Annotated in this window: 23 protein-coding genes and 1 tRNA gene (1 of these 24 running past the window's edge); 16 read left to right on the forward strand and 8 right to left on the reverse strand. The window is 58.0% G+C overall.

Features of this window, described 5'->3' with window-relative positions; translation table 11 throughout:
- Positions 1 to 67: 67 nt before the first annotated feature.
- Both M2305_RS08900 and mazG read right to left on the reverse strand, forming a co-directional pair.
- Positions 68 to 856, reverse strand: coding sequence for an SDR family oxidoreductase (locus tag M2305_RS08900; RefSeq protein ID WP_264649156.1), 789 nt, complete (start codon positions 854 to 856; stop codon positions 68 to 70).
- Between the two features lie 53 nt (positions 857 to 909).
- A complete protein-coding gene (mazG, locus tag M2305_RS08905; protein ID WP_264649157.1) occupies positions 910 to 1,695 on the reverse strand; it encodes a nucleoside triphosphate pyrophosphohydrolase in 786 nt (261 codons plus the stop codon).
- Between the two features lie 187 nt (positions 1,696 to 1,882).
- Between mazG and argC the strand changes: the two genes are divergently transcribed.
- The 7 genes from argC (at position 1,883) to M2305_RS08940 (ending at position 9,159) form a co-directional block, all read left to right on the forward strand.
- Entirely contained in the window at positions 1,883 to 2,788 is a 906-nt protein-coding gene (argC, locus tag M2305_RS08910) for an N-acetyl-gamma-glutamyl-phosphate reductase (RefSeq protein ID WP_264649158.1), read from the forward strand.
- A 75-nt stretch (positions 2,789 to 2,863) separates the two neighbouring features.
- Positions 2,864 to 2,947, forward strand: a tRNA-Leu gene (locus tag M2305_RS08915).
- A 55-nt stretch (positions 2,948 to 3,002) separates the two neighbouring features.
- On the forward strand, positions 3,003 to 4,160 hold the full coding sequence (locus tag M2305_RS08920; protein ID WP_264649159.1) for a phosphoserine transaminase: 1,158 nt from the start codon (positions 3,003 to 3,005) through the stop codon (positions 4,158 to 4,160).
- Positions 4,157 to 5,296 (forward strand): ATP phosphoribosyltransferase regulatory subunit, encoded by a 1,140-nt coding sequence (locus M2305_RS08925; protein WP_099211890.1) that lies wholly within the window; start codon positions 4,157 to 4,159, stop codon positions 5,294 to 5,296. The genes M2305_RS08920 and M2305_RS08925 overlap by 4 nt, the downstream gene beginning before the upstream one ends.
- A 53-nt stretch (positions 5,297 to 5,349) precedes the next feature.
- Complete coding sequence (locus M2305_RS08930) at positions 5,350 to 6,639, forward strand: adenylosuccinate synthase (protein WP_046900827.1); 1,290 nt, start codon at positions 5,350 to 5,352, stop codon at positions 6,637 to 6,639.
- 91 nt (positions 6,640 to 6,730) lie between these two features.
- Entirely contained in the window at positions 6,731 to 8,701 is a 1,971-nt protein-coding gene (locus tag M2305_RS08935; RefSeq protein ID WP_264649160.1) for a protein kinase domain-containing protein, read from the forward strand.
- Entirely contained in the window at positions 8,698 to 9,159 is a 462-nt protein-coding gene (locus M2305_RS08940; protein WP_211497385.1) for a hypothetical protein, read from the forward strand. Before M2305_RS08935 ends, M2305_RS08940 begins: the two co-directional genes overlap by 4 nt.
- A gap of 14 nt (positions 9,160 to 9,173) precedes the next feature.
- On the opposite strand, the gene ftsY is transcribed toward M2305_RS08940, so the two are convergent.
- Positions 9,174 to 10,139: a signal recognition particle-docking protein FtsY gene (ftsY, locus tag M2305_RS08945; protein ID WP_046900830.1), complete on the reverse strand. Its 966-nt coding sequence runs from the start codon at positions 10,137 to 10,139 to the stop codon at positions 9,174 to 9,176.
- Between the two features lie 450 nt (positions 10,140 to 10,589).
- Between ftsY and M2305_RS08950 the strand changes: the two genes are divergently transcribed.
- A complete protein-coding gene (locus M2305_RS08950) occupies positions 10,590 to 10,775 on the forward strand; it encodes a hypothetical protein (RefSeq protein WP_264649161.1) in 186 nt (61 codons plus the stop codon).
- Here M2305_RS08950 and M2305_RS08955 read toward each other — a convergent pair.
- Both M2305_RS08955 and dapF read right to left on the reverse strand, forming a co-directional pair.
- On the reverse strand, positions 10,772 to 11,977 hold the full coding sequence (locus M2305_RS08955; RefSeq protein WP_264649162.1) for a MiaB/RimO family radical SAM methylthiotransferase: 1,206 nt from the start codon (positions 11,975 to 11,977) through the stop codon (positions 10,772 to 10,774). The two genes, M2305_RS08950 and M2305_RS08955, sit on opposite strands and share 4 nt — an antisense overlap.
- Complete coding sequence (dapF, locus tag M2305_RS08960; RefSeq protein ID WP_099212028.1) at positions 11,974 to 12,747, reverse strand: diaminopimelate epimerase; 774 nt, start codon at positions 12,745 to 12,747, stop codon at positions 11,974 to 11,976. The genes M2305_RS08955 and dapF overlap by 4 nt, the downstream gene beginning before the upstream one ends.
- A gap of 86 nt (positions 12,748 to 12,833) precedes the next feature.
- Here dapF and M2305_RS08965 point away from each other — a divergent pair, with 86 nt between their 5' ends.
- Together M2305_RS08965 and M2305_RS08970 are read left to right on the forward strand one after the other, a co-directional pair.
- Positions 12,834 to 13,484 carry a class I SAM-dependent methyltransferase gene (locus M2305_RS08965; RefSeq protein ID WP_174694804.1) on the forward strand — a complete coding sequence of 217 codons (651 nt, stop codon included), beginning with the start codon at positions 12,834 to 12,836 and terminating at the stop codon, positions 13,482 to 13,484.
- A gap of 124 nt (positions 13,485 to 13,608) precedes the next feature.
- Positions 13,609 to 15,432 carry a DEAD/DEAH box helicase gene (locus tag M2305_RS08970; RefSeq protein WP_174694805.1) on the forward strand — a complete coding sequence of 608 codons (1,824 nt, stop codon included), beginning with the start codon at positions 13,609 to 13,611 and terminating at the stop codon, positions 15,430 to 15,432.
- 63 nt (positions 15,433 to 15,495) lie between these two features.
- Here M2305_RS08970 and M2305_RS08975 read toward each other — a convergent pair whose 3' ends face one another.
- Together M2305_RS08975 and M2305_RS08980 are read right to left on the reverse strand one after the other, a co-directional pair.
- The gene (locus M2305_RS08975) at positions 15,496 to 16,374 is read right to left on the reverse strand and encodes a PPK2 family polyphosphate kinase (RefSeq protein WP_086633337.1); all 879 of its coding nucleotides are present in this window, start codon (positions 16,372 to 16,374) and stop codon (positions 15,496 to 15,498) included.
- The gene (locus tag M2305_RS08980; protein ID WP_099211920.1) at positions 16,364 to 17,119 is read right to left on the reverse strand and encodes an SDR family NAD(P)-dependent oxidoreductase; all 756 of its coding nucleotides are present in this window, start codon (positions 17,117 to 17,119) and stop codon (positions 16,364 to 16,366) included. Before M2305_RS08980 ends, M2305_RS08975 begins: the two co-directional genes overlap by 11 nt.
- A gap of 70 nt (positions 17,120 to 17,189) precedes the next feature.
- Between M2305_RS08980 and M2305_RS08985 the strand changes: the two genes are divergently transcribed.
- The 4 genes from M2305_RS08985 to M2305_RS09000 all read left to right on the forward strand — a co-directional run bounded on the left by M2305_RS08985 (position 17,190) and on the right by M2305_RS09000 (position 20,574).
- Positions 17,190 to 17,774, forward strand: coding sequence for a YqgE/AlgH family protein (locus tag M2305_RS08985; protein ID WP_046900835.1), 585 nt, complete (start codon positions 17,190 to 17,192; stop codon positions 17,772 to 17,774).
- 50 nt (positions 17,775 to 17,824) lie between these two features.
- The gene (grxB, locus tag M2305_RS08990; protein WP_264649163.1) at positions 17,825 to 18,481 is read left to right on the forward strand and encodes a glutaredoxin 2; all 657 of its coding nucleotides are present in this window, start codon (positions 17,825 to 17,827) and stop codon (positions 18,479 to 18,481) included.
- A 124-nt stretch (positions 18,482 to 18,605) separates the two neighbouring features.
- The gene (locus M2305_RS08995) at positions 18,606 to 19,997 is read left to right on the forward strand and encodes a M20/M25/M40 family metallo-hydrolase (RefSeq protein WP_264649164.1); all 1,392 of its coding nucleotides are present in this window, start codon (positions 18,606 to 18,608) and stop codon (positions 19,995 to 19,997) included.
- Between the two features lie 16 nt (positions 19,998 to 20,013).
- On the forward strand, positions 20,014 to 20,574 hold the full coding sequence (locus M2305_RS09000; protein WP_264649165.1) for a hypothetical protein: 561 nt from the start codon (positions 20,014 to 20,016) through the stop codon (positions 20,572 to 20,574).
- Here M2305_RS09000 and M2305_RS09005 read toward each other — a convergent pair.
- Positions 20,571 to 22,772: a S9 family peptidase gene (locus M2305_RS09005; RefSeq protein ID WP_264649166.1), complete on the reverse strand. Its 2,202-nt coding sequence runs from the start codon at positions 22,770 to 22,772 to the stop codon at positions 20,571 to 20,573. The two genes, M2305_RS09000 and M2305_RS09005, sit on opposite strands and share 4 nt — an antisense overlap.
- Before the next feature lie 186 nt (positions 22,773 to 22,958).
- Between M2305_RS09005 and M2305_RS09010 the strand changes: the two genes are divergently transcribed.
- Both M2305_RS09010 and clpB read left to right on the forward strand, forming a co-directional pair.
- On the forward strand, positions 22,959 to 24,038 hold the full coding sequence (locus M2305_RS09010; protein WP_215751030.1) for an aldo/keto reductase: 1,080 nt from the start codon (positions 22,959 to 22,961) through the stop codon (positions 24,036 to 24,038).
- Between the two features lie 89 nt (positions 24,039 to 24,127).
- Positions 24,128 to 24,655, forward strand: the 5' portion of a protein-coding gene (gene clpB / locus M2305_RS09015; RefSeq protein ID WP_264649167.1) for an ATP-dependent chaperone ClpB. 2,073 nt of this gene lie beyond the right edge of the window; 528 of the gene's 2,601 nt are visible here — the first part of the coding sequence; the start codon lies at positions 24,128 to 24,130; the stop codon falls past the right edge of the window.

Raw genomic sequence — 24,655 nt, forward strand, 5'->3', positions numbered from 1 at the left:
TAATCCCGCACGGGGGAGCGCAGTTTCCTAAAAAAGAAAATAGGGCGCTCTTTTACTCAAGACTGTTTCAGATTGACTTCAGTGCGCCACCATCAACACGGATCATGCTGCCGGTTATATAGGCAGCAGCCGTACTGGTGAGGAAAGCCGCGGTCGCGCCGAACTCTTCAACAGTCCCGTAACGTCTAACGGGGATATTGCGGGCCTTTTCTTCCTGAACGGTCTCCGGTGTTTTGCCCGTCTTGCGAGCTTCAGCCTCTGCCAGGAAATGGGTTCGATCTGTTGTGATATGGCCGGGCAGAAGCATGTTGACCGTCACGCCATGGGGCGCCACTTCCGTCGCAAGTGTTTTGGACCAGCCCGCGAGTGCCGAGCGTAATGTGACAGAGACGCCGAGCCTGATATTTGGCTCAACCACAACAGCCGAAGCGATGGTGAGGATGCGCCCCCACCGGCGCTCCTTCATACCGGGCAGTACCGCATCCGTAATCCTGAACAGGCTCAGAACCATGGTTTCAAACTGCTGTTTCCATGTGTTTCCGGAGATGCCCTCGACACCTGATGGAGAGGGGCCGCCGGTATTGTTTACCAGAATGGAAATATCCGGGTGCTGCGTACGGATGGCCTGAACGAATTCTTCGACAGAGGCGCTGTCCGACAGATCAACCGGCAGTGTAGCCGTCTGAACGCCGTGCTGAGTGGCAATCGCGGTTGCCGCGTCTGTCAGTCTGTCACTGGCGCGTGCAGCCAGAAGGATATGGACCCCTTCTGCGGCCAGAGCCTCCGCGACACCTTTGCCCAGGCCGGAAGAGGCGCCAAGGACAAGAGCTTTGCGGCCGGAAATCTGGAGGTCCATATCAAAGTATCCTTAGGGGCAATGTAGAGTTGAGGAATGTGAGCGGGTAACGATCAGCGCATCCCCGGCTGTTTCTTGACCGTCTGCCAAAGCGTTTCCAGCGTTTCCAGATTTTGCTCGCCCATTGTTTTACCCACAGAGGCCAGGCTGGCTTCCATGGCTTCGAAACGGCGCGTGAACTTCCGGTTGCTGCGACGTAATGCGGCTTCCGGGTCAATGCCCAGCTTGCGTGCCAGACTGGCGACAGTGAACAGGACATCCCCAAGTTCGTCTTCGATCCGGTCGCGGTCTCCGTCCAGTTCAGCTTTAAGTTCGCCGATCTCCTCCTGGACCTTTTCCAGCACGCCCGACGCCTCATCCCAGTCGAATCCGACGCGCGCCGCTCGGCGGCACAGCTTGGCGGCTCTGACCAGGGCAGGCAGATGTTGGGCCACACCAGCGAGTGCGCCATATTCTGCTTTCGCGTGGCGCTCGGTTTCTTTCGTGCGTTCCCACAGGTCTTCGTCGTGTTCTACATGGCTGAAGATGTTGGGATGACGGCGGACCATCTTGTCAGCGATCTTTTCAGCAACGGTTTCGAAGTCAAATTGGCCCTTTTCTTCAGCCATTTGAGCTTGGAATACGACTTGTAGCAGCAGATCCCCGAGTTCATCCGGCAAGGAATCACTGTCATCCCGGGCGATGGCATCCATCACCTCATACGCTTCTTCTATGGCGAAGGGCGCAATGGTTTCGGGTGTCTGTGCCACGTCCCACGGGCAACCGCTCTGCGGGTCGCGCAGGCGCTTCATGATGTCCAGAAGGCGGTCAATCTGACGGACGGGGTGGGTCTGGGTCATAACAGCTCCTGGGTAATGATCTGGCGTCTGGCCTGACCCAAAAGCATACTCTTTCGTTGCACAGACAGAAAGCACAGAGCGCACGAACCGCTCTCACGGGATGACAGCATCAAGGGTAACGCGATAAGAAGGCCAGCCCGGCTGCTTGGACAGGCCGGACATTTTTTGCAGACCGGATTTTAAATACATGGCCAGGATCTTTATCGACGGAGAAGCAGGGACCACGGGGCTGGGCATCCGCCAGCGTATCGAGGCCCTGCCGGAAAGTTACGGTTTCGAACTGCTATCGATTGATCCGGCTCTGCGAAAAGATGCTGAGGCACGGCGTGCCCTGCTGGCGCAGGCGGATATTGCCATTCTCTGTCTGCCAGACGATGCCGCGCGTGAAACTGTTGCTCTGGCAGAGGGTCTGAACGTCCGTATTCTGGATGCCAGTACGGCGCACCGGATTGCCGATGGCTGGGTTTATGGTCTGCCGGAACTGGATGAAGATCAGGGCACCCTGATACGCGGTGCGACCCATGTTGCGAATCCTGGCTGTTATCCAACGGGTGCAATTGCGCTTTTGCGGCCGCTGGTTCGCGCTGGACTTGTCCCAGCCGACCACTCCATCTCCATCAATGCCGTATCGGGTTACAGTGGGGCAGGGCGCTCCGCGATCGAGGCGCATGAACGGGATGGCGGCCCGGCATTCTTTCTTTATGGGCTGACGCTGGAGCACAAGCATCTTCCAGAAATTCAGCACTATTCCGGCCTGACGCGCCAGCCGGTGTTCGTGCCGTCTGTAGGGCACTTTCCGCAGGGCATGATTGTGTCCATTCCGCTTCACCTTGCGGATTTGCCCGGCCATCCGACGCCGCGCGATCTGGAGGCGACGCTTGAAAAAGCTTATCGCGGGTGTGACCATGTCCGAGTTGTGCCGTCTGAACCCAAACTCCTGGCAGATGCGCTGGCCAATACGGACAACATGGAGCTCCGTGTGCACGGCAATGCGCAGGGAGAAAAAGTGCTTCTGACCGCGCGTCTCGACAATCTGGGTAAAGGAGCCTCTGGCGCTGCGATCCAGAATCTGCTTTTGATGCTGGGTCTCTGATTTTCCACGGTTTGGGATTTTTTTTTCACGGTCTGGTCCTTTGCTCAGGAATGCACTAGGGTCTGGGCCGTTCGCGCGAGAGTGGCGGAACGGTAGACGCAGTCGGCTCAAAATCGACCGCCGAAAGGCATGGGGGTTCGAATCCCCCCTCTCGCACCACAAACCGGGCGCACCAGTCTGGCTGCACCCGAGGACCGTTTAGCCCGGAACGAGCATGTCCAAGCCGACTGTCAGACCTTCCCGCCCGTTCTTTTCCTCTGGTCCGTGCGCAAAACGCCCTGGCTGGTCCCTCTCGGCTCTGGATCAGGCCCTGCTGGGACGGTCACATCGTGCCCCTGAAGGCCGTGCGCGCCTGAAGGAAGTCATCACCCGCTCAAAAAATATCCTAGGCATTCCCGCAGACTGGCGTCTGGCTGTCGTTCCGGCTTCGGACACCGGTGCGGTTGAGATGATTCTCTGGGCGATTGCCGGTGAGCGCGGCATGGATGTGCTGTCTTTTGAAAGCTTTTCCGGAACATGGGCGCAGGATCTGCGGGACGTTCTGAAAATCGAAGATCTCCGCGTGCTGGACGCGCCTTATGGAGAGCTTCCTGATCTGGCGGCTGTGGACTGGTCCCGCGATGTCGTTTTGACCTGGAACGGTACAACGTCAGGCGTTCGCATTCCGAATGCAGAGGCTATTCCCGTCGAGCATGACGGTTTGATCATCTGTGATGCAACATCCGCTGCTTTCGCCATGGACCTTCCGTGGGATCGTCTGGATGTTGTCACCTGGTCCTGGCAGAAGGCCCTCGGCGGTGAAGCTGCTCACGGCATGGTGGCCATCAGCCCCCGTGCTGCCGCTCGTCTGACAGAGGCCTCCCCACGTCCGCTGCCCAAAATTTTCCGTTTGACGGGAAAGAAGGGCCTTCTGGAGGCTGTGTTCGAAGGGGATACCATCAACACGCCCTCCATGCTGTGCGTCGAAGATGCGCTGGATGGTTTGCGGTGGGCAGAATCTGCGGGTGGTCTCCCTGCTCTCAAGGCACGCTCGCAAGCCAGTTTGGCCGTCGTAGCGGAATGGGTTGAAAAGACGGATTGGGTGTCGTTCTTGGCGTCTGATCCCGCAACGCGGTCCTGCACGTCAATTTGCCTCAAAATCGTAGCGCCCTGGTTCGAGGCACTGTCGCCTGAAGCCCGGGCCAAGGCCGTCAAGCACCTGACCGGGCTGGTCGCACAGGAAGGTGCAGGCTATGACCTCGCGTCTTATCGAGATGCCCCTGCTGGTTTGCGGATCTGGGGAGGAGCCACCGTTGATGCAGCGGATATTCAGGCTCTCCTACCGTGGCTGGACTGGGCGTATGAGTGCACGCGCGAGGAGTTTGCTGCATGAGCCTGTATTCCGAGACCCCGAGCGCTGCCCTTCTGCCGTCCGGCTTCTCCGACCTTCTGCCGGGTGAAGCTGAAGCTGAGGCGCGGGGTATTGCCTGCGTCATGGAAGCCTTTTCCCGGCATGGTTATGAGCGTGTACGCCCGCCCATGCTGGAGTTTGAAACCTCTCTTCTGAACGGTTCAGGTGGTGCGCTCTCCACTCAGACGTTCCGTCTGATGGACCCAAGCTCTCATCGTATGATGGCCCTGCGGCCAGACATGACGACGCAGATTGCCCGTATCGCCAGTGTCCGCCTTCAGGATGCACCGCGCCCGCTGCGTCTCTCCTATTCCGGAAGCTGTATTGTCATCGGCACGCCAGGACGTGAAGCTGACCGTCAGGTTTCCCAGGCTGGTATCGAACTGATTGGTCCGGATTCCGCACAGGCTGATGCTGAAGTAGTGGCGCTGGGCGCCAGAGCACTTGAGGAGTTGGGCATCAAGGGTGTGTCCTTCGACCTCTCGATGCCAGCTCTGGCTCTGGGCCTGATCGAGACTGCCATTCCTGAAGCGGACCGGGAAGATCTGATCCAGGCGCTGAACCGCAAGGATGCAGCATCTGTTGCTGAACTTGGCGGCTCAATCGCGGACACTCTGGCGGTTATGCTTCAGGCCGCAGGTCCTGCCAGTCGCGCGCTTGATCTGCTCGCTTCTCTCGATTTTCCGGCGTCCGTCCGTCCGCATTTCGAGCGTCTGGTTGCCTCCGTTGCCGCTATTCGCGAGCGCGCACCGTCCTTGCGTCTGACGGTAGATCCCGTCGATTTCCGGGGATGGCAGTATCATACCGGGCTATGCATCACGGTCTTTTCCACCACCTCGCGTGAAGAACTGGGTCGTGGTGGACGGTATATTGCGGGTCAGGAGCCAGCCTGTGGTTTGACGTTGCGTCCGCAGGCGCTGTTGCGTGCGGCTCCTGTGCCTCCGTCCCGTCCGCGGTGCTATGTGCCCGTTCGGCTGGAGGATGAGGCCATGGCAGCCCTCCATGCTCAAGGTTTTGCGACGGTTTCTGCACTTGAAGTAGATGCAGAGCCTGATGCCGAAGCGCGCCATCTGCGCTGCACCCATGTCTGGCGGAATGGCGCAGCGCACGCGCTCTGACCCCCAGTTTTTTCTAATTTCTGCTCTGCATACCAAGTCGAGGAAGCCAGCTCATGTCCAACGTCACCGTGATCGGAACCCAGTGGGGGGACGAGGGTAAAGGCAAGATCGTGGACTGGCTTGCCAGCCGCGCTGATATCGTTGTCCGTTTCCAGGGTGGTCACAACGCCGGTCATACGCTGGTTGTCGGCGATCAGGTCTACAAGCTGTCACTGCTGCCGTCGGGTCTCGTGCGTGGCCAGATTGGCGTGATCGGCAATGGAGTCGTCATTGATCCGAAGGCGCTGATGTCTGAAATTGACCGCGTAACGGCGCAGGGCCTGAAGGTCACCCCGGAAACGCTGTGGATTGCTGAGAATGCTCCGCTGATCCTGCCGGTACATGGTGCGCTGGATCGTGCGCGTGAAGCTGCTCGCGGTGATCGCAAGATCGGCACGACTGGCCGCGGTATCGGCCCGGCTTACGAAGACAAGGTTGCACGCCGTGCCATTCGCGTCTGTGATCTGGCCGAGCCGGAGACACTGGACTGGAAGCTGGACGAAGTGCTTCTGCATCACAACACGCTGCTGGCGGGTCTGGGTGCTGAGACCTTCACAAAGGAAGAGCTCAAGGACTTCCTGACGGAATTCACACCGCGTCTGATGTCTTTCGCATGCCCGGTCTGGGACCGTCTGGACGAAGCACGTCGTGCTGGCCGTCGTATCCTGTTTGAAGGTGCGCAGGCCGTCATGCTGGACGTCGATCACGGCACCTATCCGTTCGTGACGAGCTCCAACACGGTTGCTGCGGTTGCTGCGTCTGGCAGTGGTGTCAGCCCGTCTTCCATTGGTTTCGTTCTGGGTATTGCCAAGGCGTACACAACCCGCGTGGGCGAAGGGCCGTTCCCGAGCGAACTGTTCGATGATGTTGGTCGCACGATCGGTGAGCGTGGTCATGAGTTCGGCACGGTCACTGGCCGTCCCCGTCGTTGTGGCTGGTTCGATGCTGTCATGCTGCGTCGTGCCGCCCGCGTTGGCGGCGTGACGGGCATTGCGCTCACGAAGCTGGACGTGCTCGACGGTCTGGAAGAAATTTCGATCTGCGTTGGCTATGAACTGGACGGCAAGAAGATCGACACCTTCCCATCCGCACCCGGTGCGCAGGCCCGTGTGAAGCCGATCTACGAGACGATGCCGGGCTGGCAGGAAACCACTGCTGGTGCGCGTTCGTGGGGCGAGCTGCCAGCGCAGGCCATCAAGTATGTGCGCCGGATCGAGGAACTGATCGAAGCGCCGGTGACGCTGCTGTCCACGAGCCCGGAACGTGACGACACGATCCTGATGCGCGATCCGTTCGAGGACTGATCTTCTTTTCCTGCGAGACTCTCCAGTCCGTTAACGAAGCCTCAATTCCTGTCCGGCATAAAGTGTCAGACAGGATTTTGACGGAACGGACATGGATTACACTCAGGGAGATGACAGCCCGGAACTGCTGATCGCAGACCGCTATCTGGTGAATACGAGCCAGAAACAACCTGATCTCAGCGGCTGTCCTGCCTGGGTGGCTCAAGACATTACGGCCACAGGTTCAACCTGGCTGGCTCTGGCACCGTCCATGCCATCTCCCCATTTCTCCGATCTTATGTTTTTCCGACATGAGAGTGTCATCGGCCTGCATGCCCATGAATATCATGCAGGCTCGCTCTGGGTGCTATGTCCGCACCCTCCCGGACCGTCCCTGAAAGACAATCTTGGCGTCTGGTCTGAAAGCCAGATCATTGATGGGGTTATTCGCCCTATTGCCGATGCTCTTGAGAAGCTTTCATCCATGGGGCTGACCTGTCGTGGCATTCGTCCGGATAATCTGTTTGTTGGACAGGGGCTTCATCAGGTGGTGGTTGGCCCGCTTGGGGTTGCCTGCAATGCAGAAGCGCAGCCTGTCCTGTTTGAACCGTTGTCTTCGGCAGTTTGTCATCCAACGGCCCGTGGGGCAGGGACGATTGCCTGCGACATCTTCTCATTGGGTGTACTGGTTCTCTCCCTTTGCATCGGGGAACTGCCTCTGAGGGGGGTGTCAGATAAAGAAATTCTGCAACGACGTTTTGAGGTGGGTTCTGCCGAGGCCTACATGCAGGGGCATAACGTTCCCGCAGGTCTGGTCTCCCTTCTGAAGGCCATGCTTTCGGACAGGCCCGAAAACAGACCTTCTCCCAATGACCTTATTACCATTGCGCCGAGCAAGTTGTTTTCAATCCGGCCCGATATTCCCGCGCGCTCGCCTCTGGTCATTGGCGGTGTGGAGGTCAGAACGCCACAGGCACTGGCATGGTATGCCGGGACATATCCCAATGAGTTCCTGTCTCTGCTTCAGCGAAAAATTGTCAGCCAATGGTTGCATCGCGAACTGGAACTGTCGGTCATGTCCAGCCTGATCGAACAGGCTGGAATTGCGTTTTTGCCATCTAGCGGAAACAAAGCCGTAGATCCGACGACAATGGTTGTGACACGGGCCATTGCCATTCTGGACTCTGCCGCTCCAATGTTCTGGGCCGGACACTGGTTCTGGCCATCCGCCATTCCTCATATGTTGGCGTGTGCCGAAGCCGGACGGTTCCCGCCTGAAGAGCAGCGCAATATTCGTGGGATAGCGGGCTTCCTGATGACGAGCCCAGAAGTGTTTGATGTTCCTTCGCTGCCCGCATTGCAGGCAAAGCAGATCAATGATCTCGCGACTGATGCCCGGCGAACAGGTGCAAAGGGAATGGAGCAGATCCGTCGTGTACCTTACGACGTGAATGTCTATCAGCCCTGCCTGTCTTCTCGTTGCCTGAAAGAACGGATCTCGTTGTCAGCGGGTCTGTTGCAATGGCTGGATAGGCACGTTTCGGAACAGGAGCTTTCTGCCGACGACCTGGGGCGTTCAGGTTTTCTGGACGAGCAGATGCGGACTTTTCTGGAAAGTCATTGCGCGCGCCAGGGGGTCATCCCACTTGCGCAGTCCCAGAAAGCGGGTCTTCCGTCCTGGCTTTCGGATCTGACATTGATGGCTGCGGCCCAGCGCCGTTTCGACAAGACACCCCTCAGTGCTGTGGCAAAGCGGGCGCTTTCCTTGCTGGAAAACGAGCTTAAGCAGTGGCGAAGCAAAACGACGAGAGCAAAGCGTCGTGCCCGGCTTTTTCAGCTGGCCGAAACGGGAAATCTTACGAAGTTTCTTGATAACGTCACTGACCCTGCGGGTTTGCAGTATGATCGCAAGCTGGCTCGGCAGGCTGAAGCAGAGATTGCACATCTTGAGAAAGTTCTGGAGCAGGAGCCTGTCCGCAAAGCTGTCCATGAAAAACAGGCCCGCAATGCTGGAGAGTTCTTCTCACTCTTGATCGGGATTGCTGTCGCGATGACCAGTATCTGGCTGGAGTTTTGTGAATGACCCGCCAGTCAGTGCGTTTGCGCGTGACGGAGGCGAGTTTCAAATGGTGGCACGGCCTCATTCTTGGCCTGCTTTTGGCATATGTGCCGGGCAGTCTGCTTGTGGGCGGTGTTCTGCTGCTGCCCCTGATCGTGCTTCGATTCATCGATCCGGATGCTGATCGGCAGCGGATCATGATTGTTCTGTTTTATCTGGGGGCTGTCATGGTTCATCCCTTGAGGGAAGCATGGTTGTCACATGGGGATTGGGAGGCCTGTACCCAGCAAATTATGCAGCCAATGCTGCTTGTGATGGACTGGATGGCCGTTGGTGTGGCGTGGCTGGTCGCTGAAGCGTCTGCAATTGGTGCCAGACTTTGGTATGCGGATTATGTTCGCAGAGAGCGCAGGGGCATCGAAAAGAAGATCGACGCCCTGCGAGAGGAATGGCTGACTTCAGACGGTGAGAGGCAGCCCTGAAAGGGCCGGTTTCTTCAATCTTCCGGGGTTTCTTCTTCTGAGGGGCTCTCGACAAGCCGGGAGGCAAGATCTCCCGTAGCTCCACCCACAAGACCGCGTGCATAATCCTGAGCTGAGAACGGGCGCAGGTCTTCGGCCTGTTCGCCGACACCGACCATGTGCACGGGCAGTTTGAACTGTTCTGCCAGTGCAACCACAATTCCACCGCGGGCAGAACCGTCCAGCTTGGTCACGATCAGGCCTGTCACATTCACCAGCTCACGGAATACCCGCACCTGCTCAATGGCGTTCTGACCGGTCGTTGCATCCAGCACCAGCAATACGGAATGCGGGGCGGTTGGGTCGAATTTCTGCATGACGCGGATGATCTTGGCCAGCTCTTCCATGAGCGCGCCCTTATTATGCAGGCGGCCGGCCGTATCGATGAAGAGAAGGTCTTTGCCCTCTTCCGTCGCGCGTTTGATGCCGTCATAGGCAAGACCGGCAGCATCAGCTCCGTGTTTGCCCGCTATAACGGGCACATCTGAGCGTTGCCCCCAGACCTGAAGCTGTTCGACAGCCGCAGCACGGAAGGTATCTCCCGCCACGAGCATGACGGACTTGCCTTCTTCACTGTAATGGCGGGCCATTTTTCCGATGGTTGTGGTCTTGCCTACACCGTTGACGCCCACCACGAGAACGACATGTGGCTTCTTCTTCGGATCAGGTTCAAACGGGATCGCAACGGGCTCCAGAACCCGTGCAATCTCTTCGGCCAGGGCGTCGCGAATTTCGTCACTTGTGACGTCCTTGCCAAAACGGGAGCTGCGAAAGCTCTCGATGACACGCTCTGCCACGACAGGCCCCAGATCTGCCGCGATCAGTTCGTCTTCGAGTTCTTCAAGAGCAGCATCGTCCAGCTTGCGATGCGTGAACACAGCTCCGAGACGTGAGCTCGAGCGTGAAAGACCCTGTTTGAGTCGTGAGAAAAATCCAGCCATTTACGGGAGTTCGGACAGGTCAGGCCCAACGTCAAGTCTGTAGCGTCGATTTCCTGAGAGTAAACGGGCTGTTGGGCGGTTGTTTCACACATCGACAGTCCGAAAGCGTTCCAGTTTCTGTGGGGGCGTATGGTTCTTCACCCCGGTTTTATGGGGTGAAGCTAAGAGGGATGTCTGGTGTTTGGTCTTTGGAAGAAGACCAAACTCTACCTGAGTGACAGAAGAGGGTTTCCCTCCGACGATCTCCGCTCGCAACGTCAGCGGTGAATTCGGTATAACGATCATACCTACCCATCATTTGAATGTTTAGGCTGCTGCTTTTATCATCGATTTTGCGTCCGAGTTTCGTCTGGTCGTTTGGCATCCTTGCAGATCGAGGGCTTGGTATGGCGGTTTGCAGGACTGCTGCTTGAAGGATACCCACTGGCCTGCGCTCCACAGGAACGCAGCTTGAATACTGGCTTTCGCTTTCCCAAAAACCTGCAACTTGGAGCGAACGTCTTCAATGCGCATGCGCAAGCGCCACAATATGCGTATAACTACCGCCTGACACCGGGGTCTGCTGCGCAGAGCGGCGCAACACGGCATTTACTGGAGCCAGTTTCTGCCCGCTTTGCCCTGACCGCAGGTTTTTAGGCAGGGCTGCGTCCCAGAAGATGCCCTTCTGAGACACTGTAGATCGACAGGGGAATAATGCTCCCTCTGACTGCGGAGGAGGCATCGGCTGCGAAGCGCACGGGCGCAAATTCCGGCGAGTGGCCTCGGTCAGGTGTCTCGATCAGGACGTTCACAGTCTGACCCACAAATTTTTCAAGAAACGTATCGCGGTTTGCCTCGCCAACAGCTCTCAGCTGGGCTGCTCTGGCCTGACGTTCTCCGTTCGGTACGGCGGGCATTCGGGCGGCGGGTGTGCCAGGGCGTTCACTGTAGGGAAAGACATGCAGGAACGGGATAGCCTGCTCTTCGATGAAGGAGAGGGTTTCGTTGAAAAGCGTGTCTGTTTCTGTCGGGAAGCCCGCGATGAGATCTGCACCAACACCAATATTCGGGCGGAGTGTGCGAGCATGCTGGAGCATGGACGCGACCTGCGTGGTGGTGTGTCGGCGTTTCATGCGCTTGAGGATCAGGTCGGAACCAGCCTGAAGAGACAGATGCAAATGTGGCATCAGGCGGGGCTCGTTTTCCAGAAGCCACCAGAGGTCCCGATCTCCCGTTTTCGGATCAAGAATGACAGGGTCGATGGACGACAGGCGCAGACGTTCGATGGCGGGAACGTCCTGCAGGAGCGTCCGGCACATCCGGCCCAGACCTTCGCCATCTATGCCTTGCCATGAAGCAATATCAACACCCGTGAGAACGATTTCACGATGTCCGGCCTCAGTCAGGGCGCGGGCTCTCGAAATAGCTTCCGTTGTGGGGGTGGAGCGGGAGTCTCCCCGGCCATAGGGAATGATGCAGAACGTGCAGCGATGATCGCATCCCTGCTGGACCTGAAGCAGAGCACGGGCATGCCGTGATGGCGGAAGGCCAGGCTTGTTGTCACCCCATGTGGTGGGCTTGAGCTTGTCAGCGTTGGGCACGACCCGCACTACGCCGGGCAGCTCCATCCAGCGCTTGGCGTCAATTTCCGACGCGCAGCCTGTCACGACGATTTTTGCATCCGGGCGCTCGCGGTGAGCGCGGCGGATGGCCTGCCTCGCCTGTCGCTCGGCTGTGGTCGTAACGGCGCATGTATTGACGATGATGGTGTCATCCTGCCCACGGGCGTGATGCGCCATGCCGTCGCTCTCATGCGCGTTGAGACGGCAGCCGAATGTCAGGACAGAAGGGGCAGTCACGGTAGCTTGCCATGGAAAACGGTTGTGGCCGGCCCGGTCATCAGGACGTCTCCGTTTTCCTGCCAGGTGATTTGCAGGTCTCCACCGTCCATGGTCACGAGGCAGGTCCGGTCTGCCAGGCCTCGGCGCACGGCGTTCACCACGGCAGCGCAGGCTCCTGAGCCGCAAGCCAGCGTCAAACCCGCACCGCGTTCCCAGACGCGCAGGCGCATGTGGCCGGGCGTGATGAGATCCGCAAATCCGATATTGGCGCGCTGCGGGAAGAGCGGAGATTTCTCGAGAGAGGGGCCGAGGTCTTCTGCGCGCGATACGTCGCCGAAAACGGTCGCATGAGGATTTCCCATGGAGCAGGCGGCTGCATCATGCAGGGGCAGGTGAAGTGTGTCGCAATCCTTGGACAGCGGCACGTCCTGCCAGCCCGTTCGGGGAGCGCCCATATTCACCGTGATGCGATCGCCATCCTGGGACGTAAGGAGAAGTCCAGCGCGGGTCTGGAGAACGGGATTGTTACCAACGAGACTGGCAACACACCGCGATGCATTGCCGCAGGCGCCGGATTCCGACCCATCAGCATTGAAGAAACGGACCAGAACATCCGCACCTTCCAAGGTTGGGGCAGAGAGCAGGACGAGCTGGTCGCAGCCGATGCCGAAGCGTCTGTCGCACAGGTGCCGGATGGTGGCTTCGTCAAGGGCGGGGTCGGTTTCGCGGCCATCAATGACGATGAAATCATTGCCCAGGCCGTGCATCTTGGTGAAAGAAAGGGTCATGATGGTGCCTCCCTATAGAGCATCCTGCGGGTTGACGCACGAGGAACATACCCTCATTTCGACAGGTCAGTCAGGAGGAGATGGATATGAGCGGCACGGAACAGGTTGAAGGTTTTCACGCAGCGGCGTTTACGCGCGTCAATAATGAACCGGATACGATCTTCTATGCGCAGCGTCTTCCGGATTCGCTGATGGATATGGGTGCACGTACGGCGGTTGCAGCACTTTATCAGACCTCTCTTCCCGTTGGGGGCACGGTTCTGGATCTGATGGCGGGGTCACTCAGCCATTACCCGGAAGAGGCTAGGTTTCAGGATGCCATCGGACTGGGAGCGTCCAAGGCTGCGCTGGACACCAATCCTGTGCTGACGACACGGATCGTACAGGATCTGAACGCAGACCCCATCCTGCCGTTCGAAGACGACACAATCGACGCCATAACGCTGTGTGACGGGGTGGCATACCTGACGCAGCCGTTGAAAGTCCTGACGGAAGCCCTTCGTGTTCTGAAGGAAGGGGCTCCTCTGATTGTCACATTCTCAGATCAGTTTCATCAGCAGAAAGCTGTTGCAATGTGGCAGGCTCTGGAGCCAGAAGACCGCGCACGTCTTGTCAGTGTTCTTCTTTCGAAGGCTGGTTTTGGGGAGCTCGACACAGGTGAAGTCGTTCCTCCGGAAGATCTGACGGCATGGCGTGACACGGTTCGGGCGGTTGTCGGGCGGAAGCCCAGAGGCTGATTTTGCCTGATTCGCAGGTTCGGATGCGTTACTTCTGGCATTTATGCTCGGAAGTCTTTATGCAGCGGCATCCCAGCCGCCGCTTTTTGCCGTCGGCGTGACGTTTGCCGAGTGTTCATTAAATATGCCTTTCCCCGATACTCATCCTGCCCTTCTGCGCGCCCTGACGGCGCGTGGCTACGAACAGCCCACTCCCGTTCAGGAAGCAGTTCTGCAGCCAGGGCTGGAGGATCGTGATCTTCTGGTTTCCGCCCAGACGGGTTCAGGCAAGACCGTAGCTTTTGGTCTGGCTATTGCGCCGACGCTGCTTGGTGAGGCTGATCGCCTCCCGCCGTCGCCACAGCCGCTGGCTCTGGTTATTGCCCCGACGCGTGAACTGGCCCTTCAGGTCCAGTCCGAACTTGAGTGGCTCTATGCCGAGACCGGCGCTCGTATCGCGAGCTGCATTGGTGGCACGGATGCCCGCCGTGAAGCCCGCGACCTCAGCCGTGGCGCCCACATCGTTGTGGGAACGCCAGGCCGCCTTTGTGATCATCAGTCCCGTGGTTCCCTTGACCTGTCCGGTCTGCGCTGCGTCATTCTCGACGAAGCTGACGAAATGCTGGACATGGGCTTCCGTGACGAGCTTGAGCAGCTTCTGGATGCGTCCCCATCCGAGCGTCGCACCCTGCTGTTCTCGGCAACGATTGCGCGCGAAATCGCGTCTCTTGCCAAGCGCTTCCAGAAAGATGCCAAGCGCATCGATACGGTTTCCGGCGCCAAGCAGCATTCTGATATCACCTACCGTTGCGTCGTAACGGCTCCGCAGGAAATCGAGCGCTCCCTCGTGAACGTTCTGCGTTTCTACGAAAGCCCGACGGCCATGGTGTTCTGCAACACCCGTATGATGGTTGGTCAGGTGCAGGCTGCTCTTCTGGAGCGTGGCTTCGCCTCTGTCGCCATTTCCGGTGAGATGGGTCAGAACGAGCGTAGCCGTGCGATCGAGAGCCTCCGCTCCGGTCAGGCCCGCGTCTGTGTCGCGACTGACGTTGCTGCCCGTGGAATTGACGTGCCAGCGCTGAACCTCGTGATTCACGCCAGCATCCCGACTGCTTCTGAAACCCTGCTGCACCGTTCTGGCCGTACCGGCCGTGCGGGCCGTAAGGGCACCAGTGTGCTGATGGTGCCGATGAACCAGCGCCGTCGTGCTGAGCGTCTGCTGGAAATGGCACGCGTGAAGGCCGAATGGGAAGCCGTTCCTACGGCTGACGCGATTGCCGCTCAGGACACGAAACGCCTGCTGGACGATCCGATCCTTGCCAACGCATCCGAAGAGACGACGGATGAGCTGGTTCTAAAGCTGGCTGAAACCTACGACGCGAAGAAGCTCGCAGCAGCGCTGGTGCAGATGTACCGTGCTCGCCTGCCGAACGTTGAGCAGATCCGTGCGATGTCCGTCGAAGCTCCACAGAGCCGTGGCGATCGTCCGGAACGCGCACCGCGTGAAGAGCGCATCGTGTCGGGCGAATGGTTCAAGATGAGCGTCGGTCGTACAGAGCGCGCTGATCCGAAGTGGCTGATCCCGCTGATCTGCCGTCTTGGTAACGTTCAGAAGCGTGACATCGGCAGCATCCGCATCGAGCAGGATCAGACCTATTTCCAGATCACGGATGAGAGCGTCGAGCGCTTCAAGTCCTGTGTGGCTGGCGCTGAGCCTGACGAAGTGACGATCGAGCCGTCTGCTGAGCCTGCCGGTGGCAGCAGCTATGGTTCCCGTGGTCGTAACCCCGGCGAAGGCAAGCGCTTTGGTCGGTCCGGCGGTGGCGCTGGTGGCGGCTTCAAGGGCGGCCCACGCGGTGGCGGTGCTGGCGGCGGTTACAAGGGCCGTGGCGGTTCCGGTTTCGGTCGTCCGAAGCCGGGCGCTGGTGGTTCGTCAGGTGAAGGTGCGAGCCGCAAGCGTCGTTCCTGATTTCTGATTTCACGTCAGAATTGAAAACCCCCGCCGGAGCGATCCGGCGGGGGTTTTTCTTTGTTAGGTCCTGGAAGACCCTTCTGCGAGAAGGGCATCACGGGCAGCCCTCAATGTGTCGGAGAGCTTTTCTTCGGGTACTTTGAGGTGAAGTTTTTCCATGGTTTCCAGCAGGGCCTCGGCGACCATCAAGCGGGCTGCCCATTTATGGTCAGCAGGGATGATGTGCCAGGGGGCTTCCGGAGTGGACGTTGCCTGAATGGCAGCCTCGTAAGCTTTGGTGTAATCCGGCCACTTCTCACGCTCGGCTAGATCCGACGGAGAAAATTTCCAGCGCTTCTCGGGTTGGGTCAGGCGTTTGAGAATACGTTTCTTCTGCTCGTCCGCAGAGATATGCAGAAAGAGCTTCAGGATGATGACGTTCTGGTGCGTCAGGTAGCTTTCGAAGTGCCGGATGTCAGCCAGTCTCCGGTCCCAGAAGCCGGGCTCATCCGGGTTGAGCCCGCGTGCTCTGACGATATCCGGATGGACACGTGCGATCAGAACATCCTCATAGTGGCTGCGATTAAAAACCGCGATTTCGCCTCGGGCTGGCGCCATCAGATGCACACGCCAGAGGTCATCACGCTTTTCTGCTGCGCCGGCGGGTGTCTTGAAGGATGTGACGTGAAAGCCCTGTGGGTTCAGACCGGAAAAGGCATGGCGGATAGCGCCATCCTTTCCTGCCGTGTCCATCCCTTGCAGCACGACCAGAATACCGTGAGACCCGTGGGCCGCCAGACGCCCCTGCAGAATAGCCATCCGGTCCACGCAGTCCCGGATGCGGGTATGGGCACTTTTCTTGTCGTGTCCAATCCGGTCATCGGTTCTGAAGTCGGTCAGTTTGAACTTCGTGCCGTCCGTAATTGTGAGGCGCGAGGGAATACCGCTTTCAGCCGACATGACGGTTCACCGCAAGGCCACCAGAAGCCTGACAGACAGGCATGATCTCCATTGTGTTAACGTTCACGTGCCACGGCAGGCCCACGAGCCAGGAGACTGTTTCTGCGATGTCCTGCGGTGTCAGGGGCGTGGTGTCTTTGTAGACAGCGGCTGCCTTGTCGTCGTCCTTGAGGCGAACAGAGCTGAATTCGCTTCCGCCACACAGGCCCGGTTCAATATCCGTGACGCGGATGCGCTTGCCCAGAAGATCCGTTCGCAGGTTCTGGCTGAACTGCCGCACAAACGCCTTCGTGGCGCCATAGACATTCCCGCCAGTGTAGGGGTAGAGGCCCGCAGTGCTGCCGAGCATGATGACATATCCGGAGTTGCGCTCGACCATTCCGGGCAGCAGTGCATGGGTCATTTCCACCAGACCGGAGACGTTGGTGGCGATCATCGTCTCCCAGTTATCGATCTTGGCTTCCTGTGCTGGCTCCATACCGAGTGCAAGGCCTGCGTTGTTGACCAGAACGTCCACGGTTCGCCAGTTTTCTGGCAGGCTGTCTGGCAGTGCGCGGAGTGCGTCGCGGTCCGTCATGTCCAGAGGGAAGGGGAGAAGATTGTCTCCGAGTTCGGCTTTCAGGGCCTCAAGACGTTCTGCCCGTCTTCCTGTGGCGATGACGCGATGACCATCCTGTACGAGGCGTGTGGCGATGGCGTGTCCGAAGCCGGCAGTGGCACCGGTCACGAGAACGGTAAGGGACATGAAGACCTCCATAAAACTCTCGACATGGGAACGCTTGCAAAGAGGCACGAGATGCACCCATTTGTAGAGAATGAAGAAAACACTCGCCGGACAGAATGACAACCTGACAGGCATGCTCCTGGTTGCGGCGCCGCAACTGGCGGAGACAGTCTTCGCCCAGAGCGTGATCTATCTCTGTGCTCACTCCCCCGAAGACGGGGCGATGGGGCTGATTATCAACCGTCGTCTGGCCCAGCCGGGTTTGGATGATCTTTTTGCGCAGCTCGGAATCGAGCCAAACCCTCCGGAACGCCGGATTGCCGTCTGTATGGGTGGCCCTGTCGATCATTCACACGGGTTTGTTCTGCATTCGACCGACTGGAACGGAGAGGGCAGCCTGGGCGTCAATGATCAGGCGACGTTGACGGCCAGTCTGGATGTGCTGCGGGAGCTTGCTGCGGGGCAGGGCCCCAAGCGGGCATTGATGGCCATTGGCCATGCATCCTGGGCACCGGGTCAGCTTGAAGAAGAGATCCTGAGGGATAGTTCATGGCTGGTTGCGCCGGCCAGTGATGAGATTGTCTTTGGCATGGATCATTCGAAAAAATGGGGAAAGGCATTGGCGGCCATCAATATTGATCCGCTGCTGCTCTCCTCCGCTATGGGTGAAGCCTGACCGATTTATTCGGAGCAACGACTTTTGACAGACATGAGGATTTTCAGATCATGAATCAGACAACCCGTATCCTTCACGTTTATGAGCATTGCCCGTTTTGCGTGAAGGCCATGATGATTTTTGGCCTGAAAAACATCCCGTTCGAGAAGCGTATTTTCCTGAATGACGACGAAGCTGGCCCGATCAGTATGGTTGGGAGAAAGGTTGTCCCTATTCTGGAGGAGAACGGTCGATACATGCCGGAGAGCATGGATATCGTCTCCCATATTGATGGAGTTGGCGCGCCGGTTCTGAACGGACCGGTTCGCGAGGACATTGCAGACTGGCTGCGTGCAAGCAGCAAGGCCACGTATCGGCTCTTCCTGCCGCGCGCAGTTTGCGCACCCTTGCCTGAATTCGCGACAACGTCTTCCCGGGCGGGCTTTATTCGTCGCAAGGAAGAATCTACCGGCCCGTTCTGGGCAATTCTGGCAGATGGCTCAAATGAAATTGCAGAGCTGAACGCATTGCTGGAAGAGCTCGAACCTCTGATCCAGTCTCCTGAAGCCGTGAATGGCACACTTTCCACAGACGATATTCATCTGTTTGCCCAGCTTCACAGCATGTCACTCATCAAAGGACTGCGTTACCCGCTCGGGGTTGAGGCTTACCGTCAGGCCATGTCTGAAAAATCTGGTGTGAGCCTGCTGGATGGGTTTGCGGCCTGAGGAAAGTCCATTGCAGGATATCTTGAAACCGTCTCGTCAGATGGATGGAAATGTCCTGCAACGCACTGGCTAGGCATCTACTGTCCGTATGGTTACGATTTCGCATCTGATGCAGGAGAAGACGATGCGGAATACGATTGGCGCAGGATTGTTACTGGCCCTGATGAGCGGGAGCGCGCTTGCCGCAGCTCCCCAGCATCATGACGCCGCAACGCAGGCCCTGAACCTTGCTGAGCAGGCCATAGCCCTGCGATCTGTTGCGGGGCCAGCCAACCAGACACCACAGGTCGCAGCCCTTTTCCGGGAGGCTCTGGTTAAGGGAGGTTTTGCGCCTGCGGATGTGACGATCACGCCCTACAAGGATACGGCGTATCTGATTGCCCGTTGGCCTGGCCGTGATTCGTCTCTCAAACCGCTGGTGATTTCCGGCCATATGGATGTGGTTGAAGCCAAGGCGTCTGACTGGACGCATGATCCTTTCAAACCACAGATTGAAAATGGCTATCTTCTAGGCCGTGGCTCAACGGACATGAAGCTGGATGATACACTGGCTATTTCTGCTCTGCTGGAGCTGAAAAAAGAAGGGTACGTGCCCCGCCGGGATATCATCATCGAGTTCTCGGGAGATGAAGAAACGACGATGGCAACTGGCGCCATCATCGCTGACAAGTTGTCCAATGTCGAACTTGTTCTGAACATGGATGGGGCTAATGGCACGTTGGATGAAAAGACGGGGAAGCCAGATTACTTCACATGGGAAGGTGCGGAAAAAACCTACGCTGATTTCCGTCTGACCGTGACGAACCCCGGTGGTCACTCTTCGGAGCCGAGATCCGTCAATGCCATTGATGAGCTGAGTGCCGATCTTCTGCGGATCCAGCAACATCGCTTCAAACCGGAAGTGAATGACCTGAGCCGTAGTTTCTTTGTCAACGCGGCCCGCTGGCAAAAGCCTGATATTGCGGCGGCCATGAAGGCGTTCGCCGCCAATCCAGCCAATGAAAAGGCCATTGCCACGCTATCGGCTGACCCGTCCTTGGTGGGGCGGATTGGCACAACCTGTGTGGTCACGATGATTGAAGGCGGTCATGCGCTCAATGCGCTGCCGCAGAGGGCGACGGCTAATATCAATTGTCGCATCTTTCCAGGGCATTCCCGGGCTTCGATCATGGCTGAACTGCGCGACGCGGCGCAGGACCCGGGTATGAAGATTCAAGACGCGACAGAAGGGTCTGTTGAAACTGCTGCTTCTCCCATGCGGCCTGATGTGGTGCATGCGATTGATGCCTCCATTCATGCGGTTTATCCGGATGTGCCGGTCTTTGCAGCCATGTCATCCGGAGCGAGCGACAGCATGTGGTTTCGCTCTCATGGTGTTCCCAGCTATGGCATCAGCCCGATCTTCATCAAGAATTCAGACTCTTTCATGCATGGACTGAATGAACGGACGCCGGTTTCCGCCGTTGCTCCCGCAATGGATGCGCTTCTGGTTTTGATTCCGGAGCTGTCTCACTAAGAGGGAAGCTTTGTAGATGCGGAGTGTTGCTGTCCGTTTGGGCGTGGTTCTGGCGGGAGCGACAATGGCTCATGTCGCGATGGGGCGGCCCATTTCTGAACAAAATCAGCTTTCCGGGCGGTACAGTATGCATTTCCAAAACGGTGATGTGTCGGGTGATACCTATTGGAGCGACAATGTTCTGGAGGTTGTGCCCGTCAGCGCAGAGGCGGTTTATCTTCGAATAGAAACACAGTTCTTCAATGGGCACATGTGTTCCCTGTCAGGCATCGGCCGCATGGAGGGGGAGGCTCTGGTGTATCAGGAACCGCCCTTCATGGCAGGCGAGAAGCCCTGTCGCCTGACGGTTCGCCGGACTGGGAAAGATGTTGTTTTGCAGGATGCTGACAGTGCCTGTCGGGTTGGGCATTGTGGCGCGCGAGGATCGTTTAATGGGCAGACCTTCCCACTCTCCAGCCATCGCGCCATTACTTATTTGCCCAGGCTCAAAGCATCGCGGGAATATCAGGCCGCGTTGAAAGCCTGGGCTGCCTCTCCGAACCATTCGGATCATGCAACCCAGGCAGATCAACCTTAGGGCTTTAAAGCATCACCCAGGAACTCTGCACGACGCTGGCTTACGCGCGCGCGCAAGAGTGGATCAGGCAGCATATGCGTTCCGGGGAGCAGGAGGAGATCGTAAGGTTTCCCGGCTTTCAGAAGGGCCTGTGTCAGCTTCATGGTATTTTCAAAGTACACGTTGTCGTCTGTCAGGCCGTGCATGACCAGAAGGGGGCGTTTCAGGCCATCCGCATAGGTTAGGACGTTGCTTTTGCGATATCCTTCCGGGTCGTTCTGCGGGGTGTTCAGGTAGCGTTCGGTATAGGCGGTGTCGTAATCGGCGAAATCGACAGGGGGTGCACCTGCAACGCCGACTTTGAAGACGTCCGGACGGCGGATGGTGGCCATTGCCGTGAAGTAGCCCCCGAAAGACCAGCCATAAACACCCACCCGTGACAGATCGAGTTCAGCGTAGGTTTTGCCCAGCCCCTGCAAGCCATCGATCTGGTCCTGAAGGGGAGCATCGATCAGGTTGCCTTTGATGGCACGCTCAAAGTCATGATCCCGGCTCGGAGTGCCGCGTCCATCCAGCGTGACAACGACATAGCCCTGATTGGCGAGGCACTGGTCTTCCAGAAAGCTCGACGGTGTATCATGCACCAGCTTTACGCCGGGGCCGCCATAGACGGACAACACGACCGGATAGTGATGGCCCTTCTGGAAATGCTCTGGCCGGATGATCGCGGCATCGAGTTGTCGTTCCCCGGCCGTTGTGAACTGTACGTGGACGGGAAGGTGAGGGGGCTGCGCAATACCCGGGAGGCTGGCCAGGATTTTCCCTTTTGCGTCCCGCAGAAGAGTGCGCCGAGTTCCGTCAGCGGCGGCAAACGCATCGACCAGCAGGCGATGGGTACCATTGGTGAAATGGACATTGTGGATGCCCGGTTCCGTGATGACCGGAGTGATCTTGCCGTCCGCGAGTGAAATCCGGACGACCTCGTTATCAATTCGGTTCGGACGTACCGTCACGACAACGCTGTTGCTGTCTGCGTCGTAATCATTGAACGCGACGTAAGGCAGGGTATCGGGCGTCAACACCCGCTTCAGGGACCCATCTGCGGCGTGATGTTCAAGCTGCCACGTTTTTCCGCGCTCCGAGGCCCAAAGGAAACCCTGTTGGCCATTCAGTACGACGGGTAAGGCATGGCTGCCACCGGCGTCTCGTGGATCAAGATTGAGCCACGCCTTGTCGCTTTCTGCGAGGAGGAGCGTTGTTTTGCCTGTCGCTGGATCAACAGACAGAACCTGTTCCTGCGTCTGTTCCCGGTTGAGCAGAACAAGGAACAGGCCACCGTTTTTCCGCCAGACCGCACGTGCCATGTAGGGCCATGCTTCATGATCCCAGCCAATCCAGCGAACGTCTCCGCCTTTGATGCTGGTGAGACCAAAACGTGTTCGTGCATTGGGTGTGCCGGCGCGCGGATAACGGAACTCGACCGGAGCCGCCTGCGGCGTCTCTGGATTGGTGATGTAATGTTTTTCGACGTTGCCTGAATCAGCTTCTTCGAAAAGCACGGTCTGACTGTCCGGAGACCACCAGGCGCCATCCGGGCGCTCCAGTTCTTCTGCTGCGGCAAATTCGGCCAACCCATTGGTCAGCGTTTCTGTGCCTGTAGTGGTCAGCCGTGTTTCGGCGCCCGTTACCAGATTGACCGCGTAAAGGTCGTTGTCCCGCACTGCGGCAATGGTCTGTCCGTCCGGGGAAAGGCGGGGCGCGATCCAGTTGCCATCAACGGAAGATACCCGGCCGTCATCAGCTGCAATGCGGATGAGGCGTCCACCCTGAGATGCCAGGATCGTGCCGCCATCTTCGCTCATCTGATAGTCGGTGATGCCAGACATGGACTGGCGGGCCCGCTCTCGCCGGGCTTTCTCCTCAACGGACAAGTGCTCTGGGCCCGCTTCCGGGGCTGCAAGTTCATGCAGGGAGTGGTCAGGCAGATCGTAGCGAAACAGATGCAGGCGTGTGTCGAACGGGCCAGAACGCAGGAAGAGCACCGAATGTCCATCCGGTGTCACTTCTGATCGTGTGGGCAGACCCAGCGTTCCGTTTCGTGTTTTGGCAAGATCGAGCATGCATGATGCAGGTTCGGAGGCCATGGCCGGTAAGGCGGGAAGCAGGGAAGACAGGAACGCGCAGGACAGCAGGGCTCTGCGGAGACGGAATGACGGCATGGCGGCTCCGGGACAGGAAAAGTTTTGACATCAATCATGGACTGACCTGTCGTTCCTGAACAGAGTGCATGAGCATGAGAAGTCGCCTAGCTCACGATGATGAGAGCGGGGCCGATTTTACCGGGACTGATCCACCGTTGAGGTGTTGTGTGTCATGGTCTGTCTCAGAAGAGGAACCTGATGGATATGCAGTATCGTCAGCTAGGTCGCTCCGGCCTGAAAATTTCCGCACTCAATTTTGGCTCTGTGACGTTCGGAGGGCAGGGTGATTTCGCTTCCACCGGCAATGTTGACGTCTCAGAGGCCACACGAATGGTGGATCTCTGCGTCGAGCATGGCGTCAACATGTTTGATACGGCCGATGGTTATTCGGGTGGAGAAGCTGAAGAAATCCTTGGTCGTGTTCTGAAAGGCAGAAGCCGGGAACTGCTTGTGACCAGCAAAGTCCGGTTTCCGACGGGCAAAGGGCCGAACGAAGAGGGCCTGTCGCGGCATCATATTCTGAATGCCTGTGAGGATAGCCTGCGTCGTTTAGGGCGAGACCATATTGATCTCTATTATCTGCATGAATGGGATGGTCTGACGCCGGTTGAAGAGACGCTGGAGGCACTTCAGACGCTTCGGGACCAGGGCAAGATCCGCTATGCGGGACTTTCCAATTTTGCTGGCTGGCAGGCCATGAAGCTTCTGTCTGCCGCGGAGCGGGACCGTCTCATCACACCGGTTTCCGAACAGATCTATTATTCTCTGGAAGCACGGGATGCGGAATATGAGCTTCTGCCACTCGCTGTGGATCAAGGACTGGGCGTCCAGATCTGGAGCCCGCTGGCCTGTGGGCTGCTGACGGGCAAATATCGTCGCGGGAAGACGGCGCCTGCGGATAGCCGCCGTATTTCGGGTTGGCCAGAACCGGAAGTCCGCAATATCGAAAAACTCTACGATACGGTTGAAGTGTTGGTGGAGATCGCAGAGGAACATGATGTCTCGCCTGCACGCGTTGCGCTGGCGTGGTTGCTGCACAAACCGGGTGTGACGTCCGTAGTAATTGGAGCCCGTAAGGAAACCCAGTTGCTGGATAATCTTGCTGCGGCATCATTGCGTCTGACAAAGGCACAAGTCGCACGGCTTGATGATGTCAGTGCGCCGGATCTGATTTATCCTTACTGGCACCAGCAGCGGAATGCGTTTGGCAGGTTGTCAGAGGCCGACATGGTCTTGCACGGGCCAGCGAAACGTCATCGGGATGCCCTTGAAACAAAAAAATGAGTGCCTAAATATTCATCACAGGTCGTCGCCTTCGGGGGCGACCGAGACACCATATGCCGCCGATACGGGGCATGAGAGGACATATTAGAATGGACATTCAGAAATTTACTGAGCGAAGCCAGGGTTTCCTTCAGGCTGCACAGACTATTGCCCTTCGAGACTACCATCAGCAGTTGACGCCGGAGCATCTTCTCAAGGCCCTGCTGGATGATGATCAGGGGGCTGCATCCGGCCTTATTCGGGCTGCGGGTGGTGATCCAAAAGTTGTTCAGACTGCCAATGACGCAGCACTTTCCAAGCTTCCGAAGGTTCAGGGCGGCGGTGCAGGTCAGCCGCAAGCTACGCCTGATTTCGTAAGGCTGTTGGATTCCGCTGAAGCCGCTGCAAAAGCCGCAGGTGACAGCCACGTTGCGCAGGACCGCCTGCTCGTGGCCATTGCTGCGAGCGGATCTGCTGCGGGTAAAGCACTGGTTGAAGGAAAGGCCGATGCCTCCGCGCTGGAACGTGCCGTTGCACAGATCCGCAAGGGGCGGACAGTGACCAGCGCTTCCGCCGAGAATACGTTTGACGCGCTGAAGAAGTATGCACGTGATGTTACGGCGATCGCACAGGCTGGC

It is taken from the genome of Gluconobacter cerinus, assembly GCF_025961355.1.
GTDB classification, from domain to species: Bacteria; Pseudomonadota; Alphaproteobacteria; order Acetobacterales; family Acetobacteraceae; genus Gluconobacter; species Gluconobacter cerinus.